This window comes from Sphingobacterium chuzhouense, from assembly GCF_014692525.1.
Lineage (GTDB): Bacteria > Bacteroidota > Bacteroidia > Sphingobacteriales > Sphingobacteriaceae > Sphingobacterium > Sphingobacterium chuzhouense.
On the sequence record NZ_JACNYL010000002.1, the window covers coordinates 590,203 to 610,013 of the forward strand.

The window sequence follows — 19,811 nt, forward strand, 5'->3', positions numbered from 1 at the left end:
AATATATGGGAAAAACAAAAGCTTTTTCGACCACTATAAAATTAGGTGTCATGGGGATATTATGCTCCCCTCTTTTTCTGATAGCCAAATCTGTTGATTATAACATTAATGAGACCTTTACAGTATCTACTGCGCCAGATTCAATAGGTGTGGAAGTCGTAAATGGCGAAATAAATATTATCCACCGTATAGAGCGAAAAGAAACATATTATGCGTTGAGCCGTCGATATAATATTCCGGTAAATCGTATAATGGAAGTGAACAATAAAAAGAGTCTTAGACCCGGCGATACGGTAAAAGTTCCGACCGGCCGACAAGAAGCTCCGTCAACAGTAGTTTCTCCACCCACTCCCGCCAAGCAAGGCCAACAGCAGGAACAACCTAAGGTGTTAACTGAATATAAAGTGGGGAAGAGCGAAACTTTGTATGCGATTTCCAGAAGATTTGGCACGACCGTAGAGGCCATCAAAAAAATGAATGAACTTCGGTCAGACTCACTTCGAGAGGGTACCACCTTAAAAATTCCCAATGCGGATTACCGGGAGCCCATTCCGGAAGTTCCACAACAACCTATCGCTATCGATACATCATCCGTAACCGAGTTAACACCAGAGCAGATTATTGCTGCAAATCGCTACGGCATCCGTGAAAAACAAGAAAAAGGCATCGGTGTTTGGATCAATGATCTAGAAACGGACGGTAAAAGTAACCTCGCTCTTCATAAAACCGCTCCTATCGGCACCATCTTAAAAATCACCAATCCGATGACACGGAATGTTACATACGCAAAAGTAGTCGGAAAATTCACCGACACGGCGGAAACAAAAGATGCCATTGTGGTGTTGTCAAAATCAGCCGCTGCCTATATTGGTGCGCTTGATAGAAGATTTTTGATTGAAATAGCGTATGGCGTACCTTTGCAGTAATTAAATTCAATAAGGTATAGATGGACAAACCATATGTTATCGGTATCGCGGGCAGCAGCGGATCAGGTAAAACATTCTTTCTGAAACGCTTTCTTGATCATTTTCAACCCGATCAAGTTACCCTTATTTCCCAAGACGACTATTATATTCCGGCAAATACCAAAACAAAGGAAGAAAACCGTTTATATAATTTTGACCTGCCTACCGCTATTAATCGAGAATCTTTCTTTCACGATATAAAACAGCTTTTCGGTGGACATACCGTTTATCGGCAGGAATACACCTTTAATAATCCCGACATTACCCCTAAAATACTCGAAATTAAACCGGCTCCCATTCTGATTGTAGAGGGGTTGTTTATCTTTCATTATGAGGAGGTGAATGAGCTATTGGATTATCGAATTTTTCTCGATGCAGAAGAATCTGTTGCATTGGAAAGAAGGTTGCGACGAGATCTTATCGAAAGAGGATATGATCACGACGATGTTATGTACAAATGGATAAACCATGTCGTGCCAGCCTATGAACAATATTTAGTTCCGTTTAAATCAATATGCGATTTGGTTATTATCAATAATACCGACGACCCCAAAATCATCGATGAAGCTGCGCGTGAAATTTCGGTTGAACTTAAGATTATTTAAATTCAATCTAAACAATTATCTTTGTACCTGAGATGGAGAAGATAATGAACTCGTTATTTTATATAGAAGATGGGAATCCCTTTTTTGACGAAATAAAAAAGGGAATAAACAGCAACCCAGATTTGGGATGTTGTGTCTTTAAAAAATGCTGTAAAAAATACAAACGGGGCAAACGTTGCAAGAAATGTCCTAAACGATAATTTTTGCGCACTACTCTTCCATATAATTTAAATCCTTATCGAAACTCTCTTCCAACCTGGTCAAAGCGAAAATTGCAATTACAGACAATACTATCGTAACAGCCATCGCCGCGTAAAGTATCCCCATTTTTGATACTAGCCAACCATATAAGAGTGTCGAGGGAATCAACGCCCCCCTTACAAAATTAGGTGCTGTGGTAGCCACAGTAGCACGTAGATTCGTACCAAACTGTTCGGCAGAAATAGTGACAAATGTGGCCCAATATCCTACGCCAAGCCCTAATAAGAAAGCCAGTAACAAAAACTTATTTTCTGATATCCCCGTACTGGATAAGTACCACACGGCGAATAAAATAATTAACATTTGACAGATAAAGACCACTTTTTTTCTCGATTTGAACCACTGTGCCAATAAGCCTGCCAAGACATCGCCCAATGAAATCCCGAGGTAAGTGAACATCACGCCCTTACCTGCACTCAACGGTACTTCACTTTGTAAAGCTCGTCCGATTTCGGGCGCCTGCGTGACCAGAACTCCTACGACAAACCAGATAGGCAGCCCAATACAAAGGCAATATAGGTATCGAAGGAAGCGCTCCTTCTTGTTGAACAACATTAATAAATTTCCTTTTACCGCATTCTGGTTATCTTGTTTTTTAAATAAGCCAGATTCAAATGTTCCGACACGCAGCAACAAAAGACAAAGCCCCATACCTCCCCCGACAAAATAAGCCGTTCTCCAGTCAAACCATTCGGAGACATAATAGGCCAAAATCGCACCTAATACGCCTAATCCGGCCACGATCATCGTTCCATATCCGCGTTTTCCTCTGTCCATACTTTCGCTCACTAATGTAATCCCTGCACCCAATTCTCCAGCAAGCCCTATACCTGCCACGAAGCGAATCCACGCATAGGTATTTACATCTTGAACAAAGCCGTTATATATGTTAGCTAAGGAATAGAGTACTATAGATCCGAAAAGCACCTTTAGCCGCCCGAATTTATCGGCAATAACACCCCAGATAATTCCGCCCAGCAGCAAGCCCGCCATTTGCATGTTCAATACAAACTCTCCATTGGATCGCATTTGCTCTTCCGGAATACCAATGTCCTGAAACGATTGTACCCGCACGATAGAAAAAATAATTAAATCATAAATATCCACAAAATAACCGAGTGAAGCTACCAAGACCAGCAGCCATACTTTACCAGGTTTAGGGTTATTTTCCATAATAGTTTAGCGTTGAGGCGCGCAATTTACAATCTTTTCCATTTATTACAAGAATTAAACAATCATAATCCGCTTAAATATTGGCGGAGTCCTATATTTGTAACTAGAACATCAACATAAAAAACGAGCATAATGAAAAAGTTCACTTTAGGCACGTTAGCATTCGGTGTATTCCTTGCGAGTGCTTGCCAGAATACCAACGGACAAAACGCAGAAGCAGAGAAGCTAGCAAAAGAGGCTATCGAAATACATGACGAAATCATGCCCCAGGTTTCCGCCTTCAACAAACATGAAATTTTGATCGACTCTTTATTACAAAACTTGTCTGTATTAAAGACCGTAGATGCCAATATCGATACGGTGGAAACCAGAGAAAAATTCCAGACATTGAAAACAAACCTGGAATCCGCTACAGATAAAATGATGGTTTGGATGAAAGAATACGCTGCAGATAGTACTGATGTAAATTACCAAAAAGCTGAAGTGGAACGTATTTCGGATTTGAAAACGGAGTTTGAACAGGTGAAGTATGAAGCAGAGAGCTTATTGGCCTCCTTTAAAAAGTAACCATGAAGCTTAATCTTAAAACGTGCATAGGTGCACTCACACTTTCTGCCACTTTCTTCGCATGCTCGGGAACAAGCGAAAAGAAATTGCCCATCATTGGCGAGCGGGAGACGGAAGAGCGAATTGTAGACGGCAAAACGGTGGTTGACACCATTTATCACCAGATTCCAGCGTTTATTTTTCTCAATCAAGATAGCGTCGAAATCACAGATAAAGATTTTGACAATAAAGTTTATGTCGCCAATTTCTTTTTTACACATTGTCCGAGTATCTGCCCGACCATGCAACGCAACTTATTAAAAGTATATGAAAAATATAAGGATGATGAACGGGTTGCATTTTTATCCCACAGTATAGACTTTAAGTACGATTCGCCGAGCGTGCTTAAATCTTATGCACAAAAATTAGGTGTTACAAACAAACAATGGCAATTCGTTACAGGCGAAAAAAAAGATATCTATGGAATCGCTGATCAGTATTTAGTTTATACAAAAGAGGATGAAGACGCCCCTGGTGGATATGATCACCAAAGCTATTTGGTATTAATTGATCCGCAAAAACGTATCCGCGGTGCTTACGACGGGACAAATGATGAACAGGTCGCCCAACTTTTTGACGACTTGCAAATCCTATTGAAAGAACAATAGTTTAAAGAATGCAAAACACGATATTTTCATTGACAGGAATAAGCATATTTCTCGGTATGCTTATTTTTTCCTGCCAGCCGAATGTGAGTATCGAAACGGCACAGTATGCTGTAAACGGCCAAAAGCTTTACGTCACACATTGCCAAAGTTGCCACGGGTCGAAAGGCGAGGGATTGGGAATGCTCTATCCTCCATTGACCGATACAGCGTACCTACAGCAGAACAAGGAAAAACTAGCTTGTATCGTTAAAAACGGCATGACAGGCCCTGTTGAGATTGGTGGAAAAACCTTTGAGGGCGATATGCCTGGAAATCCGCAGTTGACTAATATAGATATTGCCTATATATTGACCTATATCACCACCACATTTGGAAATAGCACGAAAACCTACACGCAGGAAGATGTAAAAAGCAGTCTAGAAAATTGTCTATAAAAAAAGAAGGTTTCCAAACGGGGAGAATGGAAACCTTACTAAACTAACCAATTATAAACCTAAATTATGATAGAACAAATATAAGGCGGATATGCTGATTCTGCAAATAAAACAGCCCTAAAACCCAATATTTAACAAAAAATTAACATTAGTGTCATATTGACACTAACCTTTGTTGTTATATAACAAATATTTGACATTGGTGGGTGCATTTTTTTACTACATTTGCAACCGAATGAACGTTCAATTGCTAAATAAAAAAGAGGCTATTTTTGAAAGCACGCTCAAGCTCATTAATGAGCATGGTTTTCATGGCACTCCGATGAGCCAGATTGCTGCTCATGCTAATGTGGCGACAGGCACGATTTATCACTATTTCAATTCCAAAGACGAGTTGATTTTAGAACTTTTCAAGTACTGTCGGGAAAAAACAAATGAGCATATTTTCAACTTTAACGAAGACCTGTCCTATAAGGAGAAGTTCTTTTACATCTGGAACCGTTTGGTTGATTATTATCTGGCGCATAAAGAGACTTTTTGGTTTATAGAACAATTTTATTCTTCGCCCTATTATGAGCTCATAAAACAAAAGAAGAGTACTTATTATGGTGTTGATAAAATGCATTTATTTTTTGAAGAAGGGATAAAGTCTGGCATTATCCGAAACGTAAGTTTCTATACCTTAATATCTATCTACATAGGATCGGCTACATCCCATGTCAAAATGGTTACATACGGATTTTGTAAAATGCATGCTAAAGGCCGTGAGGATTTAATTGAAATAATTTGGAATGGTGTTAAAAATCAATAATATGAAGTTTAAAAAAGTTGCTTTATCGTTATTTCTTGCGTGCTGTGTCGCAGGATACGCACAAGCACAATCTGTTAATAATGCGGAATCTGAGAAACTCAACAGCGAAGCAACACTGGACGAGCTAATTGACTATGCGCTGCGCAATAAGATAGACTTAAAACAGGCTCAAATTGACCAGGAGATTGGAGAGCGGGAAATTGCATCTGCATTGTCAGGATGGCTTCCACAAATTAATGCTTCGGCTTCTCTGATACACAATATCAAATTACAAACTATGGTGTTCGAAGGCCAAGCCAGACAGTTAGGGGTAAAAAATAATAGTACCGTTGGTTTTCAAGCTGATCAGGCAATTCTTAGCCCAGAATTATTTCAAGCATCCCGTGCGGCGAAATATATACGTCAACAGAATAACTTAAATTTGGAGAACACAAAAGTCAATACGGTGGTGGACGTAAGTAAAGCGTATTATGACATCCTTACTTCAGAAGAAACCATTAAGATCATTAATGAGAATATTGTCCGTCTAAAACGCCAGTATACAGAAGCTAATGCACGTTACGAAACTGGATTAGTCGATAAGATAGACTATAAAAGGGCACAGATATCGTTGAACAACGCCAATGCACAATTAAAATCAGCTAACGAGGCTCGTAAATATAAGTATGATTATCTAAAATCTCTTTTAAATATTCCGACAGCGGAAGAAATTTCACTATCCTTTGTCAATCAGTCGTTGGAATCCAATATCCTATTGGATACCACTGAACTGCTTCATATTGCCAACCGTGTGGAATTCCGCCAGCTGGAAACTTTGCGGGAAATCCAGAAGTTGAATACCCAATACCAAAAATGGAGCTTTATGCCGCGATTGGGTGCTTACGCAAATTACAATTTCAATTACCTAAACAACGAGTTTAGCCAGTTGTATGCACACAACTACCCAAGCTCTGCTATAGGGCTGTCACTAAGTTTCCCTATTTTCACCGGAACAAAACGTATACAAGAAATCCGCAGATCAGAATTAGAAGAAGAAAGAATTGAATGGGATTTGAAGAATCTGGAAAATATGATCAGCGCAGAATATTCCGCGGCAATGGCAAGCTATCGTTCCAATATGAACGAATGGAGAAATGCGAAAGAAAACATGGAATTGTCCGAAGAAGTCTATAACACGATCAAGTTACAATATGATGCGGGTGTGAAAACCTATCTAGAGTTGATGACAGCCGAAAGCGATCTTCGAACAACACAATTAAACTACCTGAATGCTTTATATACTGTTCTTTCCAGCAAGTTAGACATTCAAAAAGCATTGGGTACGGTAGAAACAACACTATAAAAACACACCTTATCATTCAACCAAGAAATACACGAAAACATGAATAAGAACTATTTATTTTCTGCACTAATTATAGGTTCTGCATTGTTCTGGCAATCTTGCGGCTCCAAGGATGGAGCAAAGCAACAACAAGGGGCAGCTCCTGGGGAAAGAGCTGTTCCCGTAACGACAGCAACTGTTGAGAAACAGATTGTTTCCGGCACAAAACAATACCCCGCTAGTGTTGTCCCCCTTCAAGAAGCTAATCTACTGGCAGAGGTATCCGGCTATGTGACTAAAATATATGTAGCGGACGGTGCAACGGTAAAACAGGGACAACCCTTGTATGAAATTGACCGCATCCGTTATCAAGCGGCTGTAGATCAAGCAAAAGCCAATTTAGAGATTGCGAGAGCAAACCTGCAACGTGTCGAAAAAGATTTAACACGATACCAAACACTTGCAGAGCAAGATGCGATTGCCAAACAGACATTGGACTATGCTTTAACGGATGTAAGCAACCAAAAAGCACAGGTACAAGCAGCACAGGCGGCATTGACAACCGCACAAACAAATCTGGAACGATCTATTATACGCGCTCCGTTTAGTGGTGCTGTAGGCATTTCGCAGGTACGTACAGGTGCGTTGGTCTCGCCAGGCACAACGCTTTTAAATACAATCAGTGCGATCGATCCGATAGCTGTTGAATTTCAAATCAGCGAAAGGGAGATTTCCGAATTTGCAGCTTATCAGTCTGGCAAATCATCTACTGAAATCAGTGTTTCTTTACCTGACAGAAGCACGTACACCCATGCTGGAAAAATCGCGACCATGGATAGAGCTGTTGATCCTACTACCGGAAGGTTGAAAGTACGTGCATCATTCAGCAATCCACAAAACGATTTGCGTGCAGGCATGAACGTCACCATGAATGTGAAGAGTACTTCGGCTACGGAACAATTGGTTATTCCGTTTAAAGCTGTACAGGATCAGTTAGGCGTGTATAATGTATATGTGGTAAATGATAGCAGCCAAGCGGAGATACGTCCTGTAGAGCTTGGTTTAAAACTAGAAGATAAAGTGGTAGTAAATTCAGGTGTAGAAGCCGGAGATAAAATTGTTGTCGATGGCATCCTGAATGTACGAAGCGGAGCAAAAGTTGTCGAAAAAGAACCGGAGACAAGTAAACCGTAACAAGTGATCGGTTAACAGTAGTAAAACAATAAATCACGCGTTACGAACGAAGAGTTACGAATCTCAATAAGAAATAAAAAATGATATCAGAAGTTTTTATAAGAAGGCCCGTCACGGCAATCGTCATCTCTATATTGATTATGATTATAGGTACGATTTCCATTATGACGTTGCCTATCAGTCAATATCCATCCATTGCCCCTCCTACTGTTACGGTGACGGCAAACTATACCGGTGCGGATGCGCAAACCGTTGAACAGACGGTAACAACGCCGATAGAAAGCCAGATTAACGGTACGCCGGGCATGATTTACATGTCTTCTAATAGTACATCAAACGGGCAGTCGAGTATAACCGTCACCTTTGAAGTAGGTACAGATATCGATATCGCTACCCTTGATGTACAAAATCGTGTCGGTATTGCCGAGCCGGCATTACCGGAGGCTGTACGCCGGTTAGGGGTAACTACACGTAAAGCAAATACGGACATCTTAATGCTTGTCTCGTTAGTATCGCCCAACGGAACACGGGATGATAAGTTTTTAGCGAACTACGCCAACTTATATGTTCGGGACGCGATCATGCGGGTTAAGGGTGTGGGTGATGTAACTGCCTTTGGTCAACCCTTCTCTATGCGGATATGGCTCGACGCCAATAAATTGGCGGCATTAAATTTAACCCCTGCCGATGTTTCAAGCGCGATAGCGGAACAAAACTTACGTATGCCGGGTGGTTCCGTAGGTGCGCCACCGCAACACAACTCACAAGTATTCGAATATCCGGTTATCACGGACTCTGATTTATCTTCTGAGGAGGATTTCGAAGAAATCATCGTCAAAACAAATCCTGTTGACGGTTCCATTGTGCAGTTGAAAGATGTGGCAAGAGTGGAACTAGGCTCATTCGCATATGCTACAACTACACGGGTGAACGGTATGGTTTCCACCGGGATGATGGTTGCGCAGACACCGGGAGGAAATGCCGTAGAAACGGCGGACGGTATTTATGCCGCATTAGAAAATTTAAAACAATCCTTTCCTGAAGACGTAGATTATGTAGTAGGTTATGAAACTGTTTCCGTAGTTAACGCATCCATTTCGTCCGTTATCCATACGTTGGTAGAAGCGTTGTTATTGGTTACTGTAGTCGTGTTCTTCTTCCTACAATCCTGGAGAGCAACATTGATTCCTGTACTCGCGATTCCGGTATCTATTGTGGGAACATTTATCTTTTTTACCCTGTTTGGATTTTCCATCAACAACCTTACGTTGTTGGCGTTCGTATTGGCGATCGGTATTGTGGTAGATGATGCCATCGTGGTCGTAGAGGCTGTGCAGCACTATATCGACCATTATAAGATGGATGCCAAAGAAGCTACCCGACACGCGATGAAAGATATCACTGCTCCGGTAATTGCCATCGGTTTTATCTTGGCTGCCGTATTCGTTCCGGTTGGTTTTATTCCCGGAATGGTCGGCCAACTCTATCAGCAGTTTGCTATTACCATCGCTGTGTCCGTATTGCTATCTGCTTTTATAGCACTTTCCCTTACACCCGCTTTGTGCTCTATTATGATGAGACCCACCGCAGTAAACAAGGATGCTAAAGGCTTGAATAAATTTTTCTACAAATATAATCTGTGGTTCGATCGTGTAACGCACAAGTACTCTAAAGGCGTAAAAGCTGTTATACGAAAAGCACCATTAGCGCTTATTATTCTACTATGTTTATATGTAGGCACCGGATACATGTTTAGCATAAAGCCAACAGGATTTATTCCTACGGAAGATAACGGAATGTTCTTTGCGGGCGTAACCTTACCTGAAGGAGCTTCTGCGGGGCGTACAGCAGCGGTGCTTGACGAGATTGAAGCAGATCTACGTAAAGATTTTCCCGAAATCAAACATGTTACGCTTATCGCCGGAATTAACATCTTAAATAGATCTTTTAAATCAAATGGAGCAACTTTATTCGTTTCGCTGAAACCTTGGTCTGAGCGTAAACGAACTGCTGCCGAGGTTACCGGAGGTATTATGGCTAAATATGGTGGCTATGACAAAGCGAGCGTTTTAGCTGTAACCCCTCCTGCTATCCCAGGACTTGGAGCATCCGGAGGTTTCTCTATGATGATACAAGACCATCAAACTGTGGATATCAAGCAATTTGAAGGAGTGGTCAGACAATTTTTAGGCGCGGTAAACCAACGTCCGGAAATAGGCATGGCATATACCCTATTCAACTCCAATTCACCGAACTTTAAGATTACGGTTAATAGAGAACAAGCAAAAAGAATGGCTGTTCCTGTATCGTCGGTCTACAGTACCATTTCTGCTTATTTAGGTTCAGCGTATGTAAACGATTTTACGCGCTACGGACGTAATTTCCGTGTGGTCACGCAGGCAGATCAAGATTTCCGGATGAACATTGAGGATCTCAATAAGTTATTTGTCAATAACGTCCGAGGTGAATCTGTTCCATTGAGCACACTGATTAACTGGGAGCTGGTACAAAATCCGTCTATTATCAACCACTACAACATCTTCCGAAGCATAGAGGTGAGCGGTTCCGCCGCTCCGGGATATAGCTCGGGGGATGCGCTGCGTGCTTTGGAAGAGGTTGCTGCTCAAACTTTGCCCGACGGGTATGGGTATGATTTTTCGGGTATATCCTTGCAAGAAAAACAATCCGGTAATATGACGATTATGATTTTCGCCTTATGTATTGTATTTGTGTTCTTGCTATTGGCTTCCCTATATGAAAGTTGGTCTGTCCCATTCTCCATTTTGTTATCTGTACCTATCGGTGTATTCGGTGCGATATTGACCTTGTTGTTTATACCTGCTTTAGATAACAATATTTATGCGCAGATTGGTTTAGTTACTATTATTGGTCTAGCATCGAAAAATGCCATCCTTATTGTAGAATTCGCAAAAGAACGGGTGGATATTGGCATGCCATTAATGGAAGCAACATTAGATGCCGTGAAGCTGAGATTAAGACCTATCATCATGACATCCTTTGCCTTTATCTTAGGTATTATCCCATTGATGTTATCAACTGGCGCTGGTGCCTTCTCTCGCCAAACGATCGGCTGGACGGTATTTGGCGGTATGAGCGTTGCCACATTGCTCGGTATATTTATTATCCCCGTCCTGTTTTATGTCATTACCAGAATGGCTTATGGAAAGAAAAAGCTTGCTGAATTAGAAGCTAATTTTGATGAGGAAAAAGCGAAGAACTTAAGTTCGCATTAAATTAAAAGGCAGTCCAAACGGACTGCTTTTTTTATGCCCTCCTAGTCCTATTTCCAACGTCGTGCGATATACTATATGATATAGTATTTGCTGACTTAAGAAATAATCACAAAATGCATTTTAAAAATTCCGTTTTATTTATCGCTATTTTTTGGGTTTTCATGTGTTCTTCTTTTTCTCTACAAGCTCAACAAACGAGAACAGAACCCTCCGACTTTAAAATAAAAGGCTTCCATTTGGACCTTAGAATACAAGTGATGACCATGCCCGCATTAAAAGCTTTCGCAAAAAAACTAAGTGAAAATGGCATCAACACGTTGGTAATGGAATGGGAAGGCACCTATCCGTTCGAGAAACATCCTTTGATTGCCAATAGATTTGCCTATTCCCGTGAAGAAGTCATTGATTTCATCGCCTATTGTAATCAACTCAAGATTGACGTCATTCCCCTTCAACAGAGTTTTGGTCATGTAGAATATATCCTTAGACATCATCGTTACAAGGATCTTCGAGAAGATCAAAAAGATTATTCCCAGGTCAATCCGTTGAAAGAAGAATTGAACCGAGAACTATTTACTGAATTGTACCAGGATCTTATTTCCACGCACACATCAGCATATATCCACATCGGAGGAGACGAAACCTATCTACTTGGGCATTCACCAGAATCAAAAAAAAAAGGCAGCAGAAGTAGGCAAAGGTAGGCTTTATGGCGATTTTATAAAGCTACTTTGTGATATTGTCGTCGGATTAGGAAAACGGCCGGTGCTCTGGGCTGATATTGCATTGAAATATCCGGATGCACTACAAGGTTTACCTAAAGAGACCGTATTTGTGGATTGGAACTACGGTTGGGACATCAATATGTTTGGTGATCACCATAATTTGTTAAATAGTGGTTTTGAAGTATGGGGAGCTCCATCAATAAGGAGTCATCCAGACAATTATTTCTTGACGCAATGGGAGAAACATTTTAGAAATATCAGGGATTTCATTCCACAGGCCAGGAATTTTGGTTATAAAGGTCTTATTATGACCTCGTGGTCTACATCAGGCCTCTATTCGACTATATGGGAATCTACCAGAGATGCGTCTGATCTGCAAGCTATCCGGCGCGTTTATCCGATCACAGGTTTCAACTTATTGATTGCTGCTTTCTTTGAAGGGGTGAACAATACAAAACCGTTAGATATAGAATCATTTGTTCTTCAATACGCTCAAAAACGGTATGGTTTTGGTCAGCAAAAGGCTAAAGATTTTTGGACGGCGTTGAAAGCTATTCCCTATGAAATTGTACAAGGACAGATTAGTGATACAAATTTGTCGATGCCTTCCTTCTTAGACAGCGCTCAGATGGTCGCCTCCACACTACGCCGCTTACAACCAAGCCTGAATCAGGACGAATTTGAGCATTATCGGCTGATGGCAGATATTCGGTTGCAATATTTGACTTTTACCGCTATAGAAATGAGGGTAAATTCAGTTGATTTTAAAGAAGACGATATATCGGAAACATTAGCAGCGTTGGAAGCTTTGGATATGGCAGATTTGGATGAGCGCTTTATACGGTTAAATAAAAATTCTTTTTTCGAAGCAGAATTGAAACAGGAGAACGACTATAGGAACAGCAAGATTCGCCTACTGCAACAGCGTCTATCCAGAAATAAAATAGATTGATTCACGCCGTGTTAACAATTTGGTTAATGTCGATTAACCGACATAATTTAATTTTTGGGAATGACTATCTTTATTTCCTATCTTTGAAATAAGGATTCGTTAGAACGAATATTTTTGTTTCATAATAATTCTACCAATGGCCTGACAAAATAAATAATGAAAGAGGTGTCTGAAACGATTTTTGCGGACTTTAGAGCGGGGTACTCGAACGCTTTTAGAATAATATTTGAGCTACACCATCAAGTTATTCTACAATATGTCTATGGGTTTTGCCATCATAAGGAGGAAGCCGAAGAAATTACGCAAGATACCTTTACCCAACTTTTTATTTATAGGGATAAAATACACGGGGCAGAAAGTATACTGCCCTTTCTTTATGCCGTTTCTAAAAGGATTGCTGTCTCTCATTTTCGTAGAAAGGTAATCCGCGAAGAGGCTTTGGGGTATATCGGCGCTCTTTCCAATAGAAATCCACACGACACGCAAGAGGCTGTCTTGATAAAAGAACTACATGATAGCCTACATAAGATTATAGAAGAACTTCCCCAGCAACAAAAACGAGTTTTTGTACTCAACAAAATCGAAGACCTTTCTTGTCAGGAAATTGCAGACCAGCTCGCCATTTCCAAGAACACAGTAAAAAACCATTTAGCTGTCGCAACAAAAACCGTTCGGATAAAGTTACAGAGATTAATATGCTTTTTTCTGATTTTTTAAAAAACACCTAGTCCTATTTCCAATCTTGTGCGATATAATACAATAAAGCACACAAAATTGGACAAACAACGTTTAATATATCTTATTAAGAAACGCCAACAGGGCAAATGTTCTGCTGATGAAAATGTTGAACTGCATGAATTGATGCAGCATCCACACATTGAAAAAGAGATTTTACTTCTATGGGATCAATTGCATGAAGAAAAGACTTTAAAAGTTTCCACTGACGACAGCAAAAAATTGTACGATCGTATACGTTCTAAGCCTGAGGTCGCCGCTGTTATTCGAAGCAAATCGACCGACATAGCTAAAAAACAAGCACGAGCGAGAGTCCAAAAAATAATCACAGCAGCTGCGGTGCTCCTTATTTTTTTTAGCGTATATTTTATCTTCTTCTACCCGAGTTCTGAAAAGAACAACAGCCTTTCCAATATGGCTGAAACACATGCAGTAGTGCTCCCCGGCAGTAATAAGGCTAGAATTGTATTTGAAGACGGAACTTATCAAGAGCTGGGAGATCAATCTAGTCCAGCAAATATAAAAAAGAACGGTTTTTATACCGTCAACGACAAGAATAAAGGTATCTCCTATCTCGGATCTTCCGATATGAACAGTCAAACAGCCGGCGTACATACGCTTATTACTCCAAGAGGCGGAGAATATACTATCCAACTGGCTGACGGCACTAAGGTTTGGTTAAATGCAAATTCCACACTTAAATACCCTGTTTCATTCCATGGGGCATCCGCCAGAGAGGTAGAATTAGAAGGCGAGGCCTATTTTGATGTATCGAAATCAACGATCAATAACAAACGTGTCCCCTTTTTAGTAAAATCAAAAGGACAGGTTTTAGAAGTAATGGGCACTGAATTCAATATAAACACGTTCCGAGATAAAATAACAACCACACTAATCGAGGGACGCGTAAAGATAGCATTTGAAGGTAAATCCGACGATCAATTTTATATTCTCCAACCCAATGATCAATCGGTTTACGATTACAAATCAGAAAAAATAAGTGTTGAACAAATAGATCCCTATTATGTGACATCGTGGAAAAGCGGAGATTTTGCCTTTGACAATGCACCATTAAAAAACGTGATGGAAGATATCGCCAGATGGTACGATGTCGATGTAGAATACAAAACTGAAGTAAGTGATATAAAGTTTTCGGGTAAGGTGTCTAAATTCGAAAACATTGACACATTGCTTCAAACCATAGAATGGACAGGATCTGTAAAACTCAAACTGAACGGAAGGAGGATAACCGTAATGAAATAAAAAGTTTATTTAAGAAATAGGAGGTGTTACCAGCACCTCCCATAGCTTAGTCAATTTGACTAACGATTGAAAACTAACGTGTTAAATTATAAATCAACCGAATACAAATGTATAAAAAAAATTGGTTGGGCATATTGCTATGGGAAATATGCCTTACGAACAAAAATCCTGTAGTAATGAAATTATCCTTAGCCCTCCCCTTTCTACTTGCGGCAACATTGCAGGTCAATGCATCTGCTATTGGACAAGAAGTCACTCTACACAAGAAGAATGTTAAGTTAGATTATGTACTTCGCGAGTTACAAAAACAAAGCGGCTATAATATTCTGTTTGATCAACGCATTATTCCCGAATCAGCCAGGATAAACGTAAACTACAAAAACGCGCATCTTTATAAAGTACTCGAAGACGTCTTGTCTCCTTTCGAAATTAAATACAAACAAACAGGAAAAAACATCGTACTGAACAAAGAGACCATATCCGGTTCGAAAGCAGCTCCTATGAACCGGCAACAACAGACGCCTATCAGAGGCAGAGTTCGGGATACAAACGGCTCACCTATTGCTGGCGCTACCGTACGCGTTAATGCAGGCGCGGGCAACGGCGTCTTGACAGGGCAAGACGGTACTTTTTCCATTCTCGCAACACCACAAGATAGGCTCATATTTTCATATGTTGGTAAAGCGTCGGTAACGGTAACGATAGGAGATCAAAAAGAACTGTCCGTTGTACTTCAAGATCAAACAGTAGAAATGGAGGATTTGGTTGTGGTGGCTTATGGGCAGCAGAAAAAACGAAATTTGACCGGATCGGTTGCTTCGGTAGGAAGTGATGAGATTGAAAAAACAACACTTCAAGATCCGATTTCTATTTTGCAGGGACGTGCGCCGGGTGTACAGATCACCTCTAATTCGGGTGCCCCGGGAGGTGAAATGACTATCCGCGTTAGAGGAAATTCTTCGCTAAATTCCGGTAATAATCCACTTTTTGTGGTCGATGGTGTCCCGATAGAGTCTAATTCTCTATCGTCGCTCAACGGCACGGAAAATTTTGGATTAAACCCCTTAGCAGACATCAACCCGGACGATATTGCTTCGATCGAAATACTTAAAGATGCTGCATCAACAGCTATTTATGGTTCACGCGCCGCAAACGGTGTGGTATTGATTACCACCAAGCGCGGTGCAGAAGGAAAAGCGCAAATAACGGCTAATTTCATGACGGGAGTAAGTTCGATCACACGCCATCTAGGGGTTTTGAATGCTAGTCAATACCGGGCAGCGGTAATCGATTCGTATAATAATATGGAGACTCCCGAAGAACCTTTCTGGACGGTATTAGATTCATTGAACCCCTCCAACAACGGTGATATCGACTGGCAACGAGAATTGTTACGAAGCGCTGGACAGTATAAAGTGGATTTGGCCGTTCGCGGAGGAAGCGACAAAGTACAATATTCATGGAGCAATTCTTATCTGGATCAAGACGGTATTATTATCAGCAATAATTACAAACGCATCACTTCCCGATTGAACGTCGATTTCGATGTATCCAATAAGTTGAAAATCGGGCAAAGCATTGCTTACACCAATGCAACAAACAATCGGATTAATGCAGGTGGAACAGGAAACCTGAGCGTTATTCGTGAGCTGTTAGTCAGACCTCCGGTCATGTCCATGTATTTTCCCGACGGATCATTGAATGGCTATCAATTGGGACGACGAAACCCCGTAGGTATTGCCATGCATGCTACACATAATAATAAAAGTCACCGAATTATCGGAAGCGAATACCTCGAGTATGAAATTATGGATGGGCTGAGTTTTCGCAGTAACCTACATTTCGATTTCACTACGATGAAGGAGAATGAATTCATGCCGTCGATATTGGATTATAGAGAAGGTTACAATACTGGAGCCGTCAGAAGTACGAACAATATTACTTGGGCAAACGAAAATATCTTACGCTACAACAAGACATTCGCCAACGACCATAATTTTGGTGCTTTACTTGGATTCAGTTTGCAAGACTGGCGATTTGAACGTACGGGGCTGGATGGTATGTTTTTTCCGAGTGATGACATCCGAACACTGAACGCAGCGAGTGTTATCTCCAATCAAGGAATTAATGTGGAAGCCGAAAGTGCCATGCTATCGTATTTTGGTAGAACGTCCTACGATTATCAGGGAAAATATCTGGCTGAAGTCAACTTAAGAGCCGATGGTTCGTCGCGATTTGGCCGTGACAATCGGTTTGGTTTCTTTCCCTCCGCTTCCGTGGGTTGGCGTTTCACAGACGAGCGATTTTTGGAAGGATTAAGAAATGTGATGAATGACGGGAAGCTCCGCTTCAGCATGGGAAGTACCGGAAATCACGCTATTGGAAATTACACTTCCCAAGGCGAATTTTTGGTCGGGATCAATTATCTGGATTATTCAGGAGCAGCTCCGTCGGTTATGCCAAACGCGAGTTTAACCTGGGAAACCACGGTGCAGTATAATGCGGGTATAGACTTATCGTTTCTGGCTAATAGAATGACGTTAAATGCAGACTATTATGTAAAAAATACCCGTGATTTGCTTTATGAAGTGCCTATTCCGACTACGACGGGATTTAGCACGATCACCCAGAACATCGGAAACATCCAAAATAAGGGTGTTGAGTTCTTGTTATCAACCAAAAATCTAGTAGGCAATTTCGGATGGTCGACCAACTTCAACATCAGCGCAAACCGCAATCGGATTGTATCTCTTCCGGAGAACTTGTTGACCAATGGTTATATTCAAAATGGCGCGTACCATATTTTGCAGGAAGGGCAACCTATCGGCATTTTCTACGGGTGGAGATTTGACGGTGTATATGCCCGTGATGAGGATAATGTAAATGCGGTTACAAACGGTGCATTGGGCCCCGTTTTCAAAGGCGGAGATCCGATTTGGCACGATCTGAACGGAGATGATATTATTAATCAGGACGACCGACAGATTATTGGTAAAGCGGAACCAAAATTTTTTGGCGGTATTTCCAACGATTTTAGTTATAAGAATTTCTCTTTGAATGTGCTGTTCCAGTTCTCCTATGGTAATGATATATACAGTGAGATCAATCACCAGCGAAATACTATCGTGCGATACAATAATCTTTCTACCGATGCATTGAGAAGATGGCGTCAGCAAGGAGACATTACCGATTATCCGAGACCTGTACGAGATGATCCTATGCAAAGCGAAAGCCGTGTGCAGAGCCGATGGGTGGAGGATGGTTCTTATATCAAGTTAAAAAATGTCAATCTTCGTTACCGTTTCTCCCCAACTTTGATTAACAAAATCGGTATACGGAGCTTAGATGCATTTGTCACCGGAACAAACCTGATTACCTGGACAAAGTATACGGGATTTGACCCCGATGTAAACTCTTATGCAGGACTGCGGGTAGGCGTGGATGAAGGATCGTATCCACAGAGCCGTACATTTATTTTTGGTATTAATATAGGTCTTTAACATCGTAGGATATGAAAAAATATATTACAAAATGGATTGCCTTTTTGTCCGTTCTATTAATGGGCTCCTGTTCGTTTCTGGACAAAGAGCCAATCAGTAGTTTTTCCGCACAAGGTTTTTACAAAAGTACGAGTGATGCACAGGCAGGCGTCTACGGAATATATGAGGCTATGCAATCTTCATTTCAACTCAATTTTGCCTATTGGGGAGAAGGAAGAGCAGATGCTGTCGAAACCAACCACGCCGGAGATCCTTTCGCACTCCATCAGAATACATTGACACCAATCATTACATCGTCTAACTGGAATAACTTGTACACCGTGATTAGTCGGGCTAATTATGCTGTAAAATATATTCCCGAGGTTTTCGAAGACGAAACGAGTCCTTTGCGGAATCAATTGATAGGCCAAGCAAGAGCGTTGCGCGCCATAGCATATTTCTATTTGGTCAGGGTATGGGGCGATGTCCCTTTCACCCTAGAGCCTTATGAAAGTATACAACAGGATTTATTTTTATCCAAAACGGATAAAGAAACTATCCTTAACCAAATTGTTGAGGATCTCTCCTATGCTTCTGAATTCTGTTCACCCAATTACGGAGGTGAACGAGATCGGGTTTTGATCACCAGAGGTGGCGCGGATGGTATACTAACACAAGTATACATGTGGCGCAAACAATATCAACAAGCGATTACAACGGCGGAACGTGTGACGGATAATCCATTGTATTCTTTAGTTTCTATTAGTGACTGGAACAATATGTTTTCTGCCGGATTGAGTAGCGAAAGTGTATTTGAAGTTGGTTACAATGAGGTTCAAAAGAATTCTATGCGGGTGCTTTATGCGCTGGGTAACGATGCCAGTTATTTTCCAAGTCAGCGGTTTATGAATTCTTTTGAAGAAGGAGATCTGCGTAGATCAAAGATTTGGGACAATACGCAGGTACAGCCACGAAAGATCTGGAAGTTTTTTGGCGAAGGTTTTAATGACGAAAGCCCGGATCCGTCTCAAAACAATATTATTTTGGTGCGGTTGGCCGATATCATGTTGCTCAAAGCAGAGGCACATGCCCGTTTAAACGACAATAGCCTTGCGCTTCCTTTATTAAATAATATCCGTAATCGGGCAGGATTGGTAGCGCTGACTGAAGTAACGGCCATAGAAGAGTACGGTGATGTGGTCTCGGCAATCATGCATGAGAGGTCGATAGAATTATGTTTCGAAGGACACCGCTGGTTTGATCTCGTCCGGACAGATAAAGCTATTGAAGTGATGGAACCGATCACTGGATTAAAAGATTCGCGCAATATCTTATGGCCAATACATGAGGATGCTATCAATCGTAATCCGAACTTGGTACAAAACGAATTTTATAGATAGTTCGATGAAAAACATTTATAATAAA

The 19,811-nt window shown here is 41.0% G+C and carries 16 protein-coding genes; 15 read left to right on the forward strand and 1 reads right to left on the reverse strand.

Translation table 11 applies throughout. The annotated features are described in order from the left end of the window. The first annotated feature begins 5 nt into the window (after positions 1-5). Both H8B21_RS08915 and H8B21_RS08920 read left to right on the forward strand, forming a co-directional pair. Entirely contained in the window at positions 6-926 is a 921-nt protein-coding gene (locus tag H8B21_RS08915; RefSeq protein ID WP_223814934.1) for a DPBB and LysM peptidoglycan-binding domain-containing protein, read from the forward strand. Positions 927-946: 20 nt separating this feature from the next. Beyond that, positions 947-1,570, forward strand: coding sequence for a uridine kinase family protein (locus H8B21_RS08920; protein ID WP_190313426.1), 624 nt, complete (start codon positions 947-949; stop codon positions 1,568-1,570). Positions 1,571-1,780: 210 nt separating this feature from the next. On the opposite strand, the gene H8B21_RS08925 is transcribed toward H8B21_RS08920, so the two are convergent. Continuing rightward, complete coding sequence (locus H8B21_RS08925) at positions 1,781-3,004, reverse strand: MFS transporter (protein WP_190313427.1); 1,224 nt, start codon at positions 3,002-3,004, stop codon at positions 1,781-1,783. A 132-nt stretch (positions 3,005-3,136) separates the two neighbouring features. On the opposite strand from H8B21_RS08925, the gene H8B21_RS08930 reads away from it, so the two are divergent. The 13 genes from H8B21_RS08930 (at position 3,137) to H8B21_RS08985 (ending at position 19,786) form a co-directional block, all read left to right on the forward strand. Then, the gene (locus tag H8B21_RS08930; RefSeq protein WP_190313428.1) at positions 3,137-3,571 is read left to right on the forward strand and encodes a transposase; all 435 of its coding nucleotides are present in this window, start codon (positions 3,137-3,139) and stop codon (positions 3,569-3,571) included. A 2-nt stretch (positions 3,572-3,573) separates the two neighbouring features. Then, positions 3,574-4,218: an SCO family protein gene (locus H8B21_RS08935; RefSeq protein WP_190313429.1), complete on the forward strand. Its 645-nt coding sequence runs from the start codon at positions 3,574-3,576 to the stop codon at positions 4,216-4,218. An 8-nt stretch (positions 4,219-4,226) separates the two neighbouring features. Beyond that, positions 4,227-4,652: a c-type cytochrome gene (locus tag H8B21_RS08940; protein WP_190313430.1), complete on the forward strand. Its 426-nt coding sequence runs from the start codon at positions 4,227-4,229 to the stop codon at positions 4,650-4,652. A gap of 235 nt (positions 4,653-4,887) precedes the next feature. Then, the gene (locus H8B21_RS08945) at positions 4,888-5,463 is read left to right on the forward strand and encodes a TetR/AcrR family transcriptional regulator (RefSeq protein ID WP_190313431.1); all 576 of its coding nucleotides are present in this window, start codon (positions 4,888-4,890) and stop codon (positions 5,461-5,463) included. A gap of 1 nt (position 5,464) precedes the next feature. Next, the gene (locus H8B21_RS08950; RefSeq protein WP_190313432.1) at positions 5,465-6,805 is read left to right on the forward strand and encodes a TolC family protein; all 1,341 of its coding nucleotides are present in this window, start codon (positions 5,465-5,467) and stop codon (positions 6,803-6,805) included. 39 nt (positions 6,806-6,844) lie between these two features. Continuing rightward, on the forward strand, positions 6,845-7,978 hold the full coding sequence (locus H8B21_RS08955) for an efflux RND transporter periplasmic adaptor subunit (protein ID WP_190313433.1): 1,134 nt from the start codon (positions 6,845-6,847) through the stop codon (positions 7,976-7,978). Positions 7,979-8,058: 80 nt separating this feature from the next. Next, entirely contained in the window at positions 8,059-11,232 is a 3,174-nt protein-coding gene (locus H8B21_RS08960; protein WP_190313434.1) for an efflux RND transporter permease subunit, read from the forward strand. A 236-nt stretch (positions 11,233-11,468) separates the two neighbouring features. Further along, on the forward strand, positions 11,469-11,936 hold the full coding sequence (locus tag H8B21_RS20595) for a family 20 glycosylhydrolase (protein ID WP_223814935.1): 468 nt from the start codon (positions 11,469-11,471) through the stop codon (positions 11,934-11,936). Beyond that, positions 11,884-12,909, forward strand: coding sequence for a hypothetical protein (locus H8B21_RS08965; protein WP_223814936.1), 1,026 nt, complete (start codon positions 11,884-11,886; stop codon positions 12,907-12,909). Before H8B21_RS20595 ends, H8B21_RS08965 begins: the two co-directional genes overlap by 53 nt. Before the next feature lie 156 nt (positions 12,910-13,065). Further along, positions 13,066-13,626, forward strand: a complete 561-nt coding sequence (locus tag H8B21_RS08970; protein WP_190313435.1) for an RNA polymerase sigma factor — start codon at positions 13,066-13,068, stop codon at positions 13,624-13,626. 57 nt (positions 13,627-13,683) lie between these two features. Further along, the gene (locus tag H8B21_RS08975; RefSeq protein ID WP_190313436.1) at positions 13,684-14,907 is read left to right on the forward strand and encodes a FecR family protein; all 1,224 of its coding nucleotides are present in this window, start codon (positions 13,684-13,686) and stop codon (positions 14,905-14,907) included. Between the two features lie 176 nt (positions 14,908-15,083). Beyond that, positions 15,084-18,407, forward strand: a complete 3,324-nt coding sequence (locus H8B21_RS08980; protein WP_223814937.1) for a SusC/RagA family TonB-linked outer membrane protein — start codon at positions 15,084-15,086, stop codon at positions 18,405-18,407. Between the two features lie 11 nt (positions 18,408-18,418). Beyond that, positions 18,419-19,786: a RagB/SusD family nutrient uptake outer membrane protein gene (locus H8B21_RS08985; protein ID WP_190313437.1), complete on the forward strand. Its 1,368-nt coding sequence runs from the start codon at positions 18,419-18,421 to the stop codon at positions 19,784-19,786. The last annotated feature ends 25 nt before the right edge of the window (positions 19,787-19,811 follow it).